7 protein-coding genes are annotated in these 5478 nt (G+C 40.0%); all 7 read right to left on the minus strand.

The features are described 5' to 3' along the window. Positions 1-1221 (minus strand): TonB-dependent receptor (locus tag WBM98_RS10005; protein WP_424365881.1); only part of this gene is annotated, 1221 nt, incomplete at its 3' end. A gap of 71 nt (positions 1222-1292) precedes the next feature. Then, positions 1293-2522 (minus strand): sensor histidine kinase, encoded by a 1230-nt coding sequence (locus tag WBM98_RS10010; protein ID WP_424365882.1) that lies wholly within the window; start codon positions 2520-2522, stop codon positions 1293-1295. A 30-nt stretch (positions 2523-2552) separates the two neighbouring features. Continuing rightward, positions 2553-3227, minus strand: coding sequence for a response regulator transcription factor (locus tag WBM98_RS10015; protein ID WP_424365883.1), 675 nt, complete (start codon positions 3225-3227; stop codon positions 2553-2555). Positions 3228-3376: 149 nt separating this feature from the next. Further along, on the minus strand, positions 3377-3565 hold the full coding sequence (locus WBM98_RS10020) for a hypothetical protein (RefSeq protein ID WP_424365884.1): 189 nt from the start codon (positions 3563-3565) through the stop codon (positions 3377-3379). Between the two features lie 38 nt (positions 3566-3603). After that, positions 3604-3948: a hypothetical protein gene (locus tag WBM98_RS10025; RefSeq protein ID WP_424365885.1), complete on the minus strand. Its 345-nt coding sequence runs from the start codon at positions 3946-3948 to the stop codon at positions 3604-3606. Positions 3949-4099: 151 nt separating this feature from the next. Continuing rightward, complete coding sequence (locus tag WBM98_RS10030) at positions 4100-4549, minus strand: hypothetical protein (protein ID WP_424365886.1); 450 nt, start codon at positions 4547-4549, stop codon at positions 4100-4102. Positions 4550-4608: 59 nt separating this feature from the next. Then, the coding region (locus WBM98_RS10035; protein WP_424365887.1) for an Ig-like domain-containing protein at positions 4609-5478 on the minus strand (870 nt) is incomplete at its 5' end.

Below are 5478 nucleotides of genomic sequence, written 5' to 3' on the forward strand. Positions count from 1 at the left end.
ATATTGTGCATTGGCACTCAAGGTATGCCCCGTCTGTTTAAATTTATGCCGGTAGTTAACCGCCGCATTGATGTATCGTGTAAGTTCTTCTTCCTCCCAATTGTAAAAGCGGTTACGGGTATTTGTGTTCAAATCGATAAAAGCGACCTGTGCCGTATCGATATGTTTTTCCCTATCGTAAAGGCCTGAAAAAGTAAAGCTGTTGTTATCATCAAGGTCATAATCGACACCTCCATTGATGATCGAACGGAACTGTTTGCGGTTTTCAGGGACTTGGGAAATGATATTGCTACCATCGTCATAGTTCCGGGTCGTGAATTCGTTATTTGGCAAAGCCTCTTGTGCAATGAATTCCGATTGCAGAAAGAAGTTCAATTTTCCTGTTTTATAATTTAGGTTGACGCTAGGAATCAATTTAGGGTTGAAAGAAAAACTTCCCAAATCGGTTCGGGTATCCGGTTTGCGTTTTCCCAATGCCCCTAAGCCAAAGGATAGACCGATATCCCCGTTTAGTCCTGTCTGCTTTTCTTTTTTATAGATGATGTTGACAATCCCCGCAAAACCATTGGCATCGTACTTGGCAGAAGGGTTATTGATAATCTCGATTTTTTCAATATTGGAAGCTGGAATATTCGCCAGCCCTATCTGATTTCCGAACCCCGTAAGGCTACTTTGCTTGCCATCGATCAAGATGACCACCTTATCGCTTCCCCTAAGCACCACTTTACCCTCTTGATCAAAGGTAACCCCTGGCATGGTTTTCATGGCATCTAGCACGGAACCCCCTGATTGGGCAATGTTATCGGCCAAGTTGAAGGTTTTTTTATTCAGGTCGCTATTAGTGGTTGTTTGTTTACCGATTACTTCCACTTCCTCCAGATTTTCCGTGCTTGGCTCCAACGGAATTTTACCCAGATCAAAAATGGTGTTCAATCCACCGGCAACCAAGGTTTGTTCGGTCGTTATATAACCAATAAACGAGAAATACAGCCTATATTTTCCAAGGGGAAGCCCATCGATTTCAAACCTACCGTTATCATCTGTAATAGCACCGGTCAATAATGAATTGTTCTTAAAATCATGTACCGAGACATTGGCGAAAGGCAGGGCTTCTTGGGTACGGGCATCCAATAATTGTCCGGAAACCGATATTTGGTCTTGGGAATGGGCTAGACCAAAAAAAGAAAATAATACATAGGGGAGCAACAGCTTCTTAAGCATAGAGGCGCAATTTTGCACTAAAATACGGCAAGAATCTAAAGAGAACTTAAAGGCAACCCGATAAATAAAACCTAGTTGAAATCAATATTGAAAACATGTCTCTGGTCTACATAAGCATAAGATGGTCGATACCCATACAAGTCACATATCTTTTGTACAATCGCCAGCCCTAATCCCGTAGACTTGGTTTGAGCGGTTTCCCGATAAAAACGGGTGAATAATTTTTCTGGATGCCGAAGGGGATCCCCTCCTTCGTTGAAGACCGTCAAAGTTTTGTCTTTTATGGAAATTCCTATGGACTTCTTAGCTGAACTATATTTTATGGCATTGGAAATCAGATTATCACAAAGCACGTCAGCCAAATAACGATCCATTTTCACTTTCACTGTATTTGTCGCATCAAATTCGATTTTATCAGGGAAAAGCTCATTGAAATTGGCAATACGTTTTTCGACGACGTTACGAAGATCAAGGACTTCCGGATTTACAAATTGTTGATTCTCTATTTTGGTCAAAAGCGTCAACCGTTTGTTCATTTGGGTCAGGCGATATATATCTTTCTGAATGCTTGTCACATGTTCATATTGGCTATCGCTAAGATCCGAGTCATTGATAATGTTCTCTATTTTTGCCTGAATAAGGGCCAGGGGCGTTTGCATTTCATGTGAAACATCCTCGGTATATTGTTTGAGGTTTTTATAATCGGAACGCACCTTTTCGGTAAGGGTCCTTATTTCGGTATTCAATTCATCAAATTCCAACACATCGCTTTGAAGTAATTCAATAGGTTTTTCAGAAGTCAAGGAAAAATTTTTCATTTCCTCCAAATTCCTAAAAAATGGATTCCAAAGACTTTTGTTCCCAGCCTTATTGAGATAAAATAGAAATAGAAATACCAAAGCAATGATGATGAGGTATGAAATAACGACTGCTATCAGAATATCCTCTGATTCAACGATCAAAGCGCGAACGGTGATTTGATACTTTCTGCCATTGATATTGGAATAGGTCGTGAGTTCCCGAAACTCCTCCATTTCGTTTTGTGAGGGATCGAAAATCAGGGTGTCCTTTAATCGTTCAATACCCAGAACCTCAACATTTTCTATTGCTACAATAGGTGGTAGTTGATACATCGGCCTATTTTCCAAAAGCATGCTTTCGATGCGGGCCTCGGTAGAAAAGAGCTCTTCTTCCACTTCTGTCCGCAATAGGTTCCTTACGTAAAAATAAAGGGCAATGGTACTGACCAATAGCAACACAAAACTGATCCAAAGAAATGTTTTGGATGTTTTCCGAATCAAGGGTATTTTTTTAGTACCTGCCTTCATAAGTTAATCTTCCATAAATCGATAGCCGCTACCATACGCGGTCTTGATGTACTTGGCCCCGGCATCGGCCAATTTTTTACGTAGGTTGTTGATGTGCACATAGATGAAATCAAAGTTGTCTACCATATCCCAGCTGTCTCCCCAAAGATGTTCCGCAATGATTTCCTTTGAGAGTACCCTACCCTTATTGGTCATGAAAAAAAGCAATAAATCATACTCCTTTCGGGTAAGGGACAGTGTTTTGTTGTCACTATAAGCCGTTTTTGTACGGGTGTCGATACGTATTTCGTTAAAGGAAATAGATTCATCGCCCCCAAATTTACCACGCCTTAAAACCGCCTTGATGCGTGAGTTCAATTCCGCTAAATGAAAGGGTTTGGTCAGATAATCATCAGCGCCTAGGTCCAGCCCTTCCAACTTATCGTCTAAGGAATTATTGGCGGAAATGATAATGGTGGCCGTTTCCTTATGGTTTTTTTTGAGTTCCTTAAGAACATCCAAGCCACTACCTGTGAGAAGATTGAGGTCCAAAATCAGCATATCGTACTCGTACAGATCTACCTTGTACATCGCCTCATTGAAGTCAGAGGCCGTTTCACAGATATTCCCATCAATCCCTAAATAGGTCGCAATTGATTTTTGCAGTTCAATTTCATCTTCTGCGATTAGGATTTTCATTCTTCAAAATTATAAAGAATAAAGGTAGGGAGTAATTCTTAGGCAAATCTAAAGTCTTCCATCAATATAGCGGTGCCATTAATTAGTATGATTTCTAATTGAAGAAATAGCCTACTGATAATGATAGCACAGCGTGCTTGGACGGGGTATTATAATCTAAAAACCGTCTGGCCCAGTTGATATCTACTTTGAACAAAAAGACCCATTGGAAATTCATATTGGGCTCCAAAAACAATCCCCAAATCTAGTCCTTTTGCATCAAGAGTGCCAGACTCAGATCCATCTACAAAGGAATCATTGATATTAAACCCAAACTGAGGGCCAGTTTGAATACGCAAACCTTTAATGACAAAATAATTGATGATAATAGGAAGATTTATATAATCCAGGTATGGGTCACTTTATTCTTGAAGCCTTGCCTTGAATACAAAAGGTCACCTTGTAGGGCAACTTTTTCATGAATGCCCAACTGAGCGACTCCGCCAAGAAGTATCCCAGTCCTTGCTGTTACTCCTGTATCAAATTCACCATCACCTGTATCGGTGGCGAAGTTGACCCCCACTTTTGCTCCAAACTTAAAATCCTGTGCCTGTTGGGTCGAAAGTCCGAAAATGATCAGGCCAATTCCTAGAATTAATATTTTGCGCACCAGATTATTATTATTTTCTTGGTATTTTCCGAAAAGACGGGACAATCTGCGATTTTCCCTTTTAGTTCTCATGATTTAAATTTTTAGATGTATTTTTTAACTAAATACTTGTCATTAATGTGGTTACCCAGCAGTGTATAAAAGCAATGGTGTTATCTTTTCTGTTTTAGCGATAATCACCATCGCTTTTATCTCAATTAAACTAACTCAAACAATTATCTTTCTAATTGGCGCCGCTAGGTTTGTTTACCTTTACTTTGGATGGATTGCTTTTTGAGCCGTCTTGAGCTTCTAGAATAACTTCAAATTCAACCCAATCTTGAGATCCATATCGAAAACAAGTGGCCCACGAAATTGTGCCGTTTTTATCAGTAAACTGTGTATTTGTTGCATTATCTGACCCGCCGTCTGATACAGTGGTTTTTATTTTCAGCTTATTGATCTTACTACTGTTAGATGTAGTATAAGGTATATCGAAGACCAGCGTACTTCCCTGGCCACTTGAAGTGTTACAATTATTAATACCATTAACTGTGAATGTTTGTTCCATTGCTATAATGGAGGGACTAGTATCATCATCACTCTTACTGCAGCCCATCGTGGCTACCATCACTATCACCGAGATACTTAAAACTTTCCTAATGCTGATTTTACTTTTGTTAATTGATTCCATGATTTTTGAATTTTTAAGTGTTCTTATTTAAAATGAAGGAACTTTTATTTCTATAAACCCTATTGAAAATATACCAACATATGCACCATTTCTTCCGCATCGGGTACATGACCGCCCCCAAAAGTTTGTCCATTGATGTGGTATAGTACTGGAATTACAAGGGCAACCTCATCTGTAAGAATACACGACCCGTGTTCAAGGGTAATGTTAATGGTTCCATTGGCGTCAGCAACCGCAATATTCTCGGTACCGTTGGGCGAACCTATTGGAGGGTTGTTGAAGTTGACAAAATCATTGGCAAAATCTATCTGCTCCCCAACTTTCTTGGTCTTGTTAAGATATGCCAACCAAAAGGTGTAAGTGCCATTGGGAATCATCCCCTCCAAAGCAATTACTATAGTAGAAGCATTGCCATTGCAATGCACGGTCATAATGCCCGCTGCGTTTTGAAATTCGGACAAAGTTACCTGATGCCCATCCGGAGCCATGATTTCAGTTAGCTTACCGATAGGGTCATCAAAGTTGTTTTTTGCAAATAAAGGTTCATTGGGGTCTGTTGGCGTATTCCCGTTCAAATCAACGATTTCTTCAAGCAATTGCACAGTCCCAAAGTTTAAATGGGCTTCTATAGGTATCGGTTTAATCTCGAAATCTACCGTTGCCGTCTGATTGGCCGGAACATTTACTGTAACAGGAATGTTCGTTACCACCTCTGTTGACAAAGGTGGTGATAGAGTAGCACTGTAATTGCCAATACCTTTGGTCTTGCTTTCAAAATTCCCGGACGCATTCGAAACCATTTCAATTATTTCAGATCCTTTTGAAAATGTTATCCCAGTGTTCGGATACGGATTTCCATTTTCGTCTTTTACCGTGCCCTTGACCATTCCCGTTTGGGTTTGTTCCGGATTTTCATCAATCCCATTGTC

This window comes from Maribacter sp. (assembly GCF_049667165.1).
Lineage (GTDB): Bacteria > Bacteroidota > Bacteroidia > Flavobacteriales > Flavobacteriaceae > Maribacter_A.

What these genes read in the sequence shown, in the direction of transcription:
- WBM98_RS10015 (WP_424365883.1), bottom strand. Translation starts at nt 3,227, where the DNA reads ATGAAAATCCTAATCGCAGAAGATGAAATTGAACTGCAAAAATCAATT.
- WBM98_RS10025 (WP_424365885.1), bottom strand. Translation starts at nt 3,948, where the DNA reads ATGAGAACTAAAAGGGAAAATCGCAGATTGTCCCGTCTTTTCGGAAAA.
- WBM98_RS10030 (WP_424365886.1), bottom strand. Translation starts at nt 4,549, where the DNA reads ATGGAATCAATTAACAAAAGTAAAATCAGCATTAGGAAAGTTTTAAGT.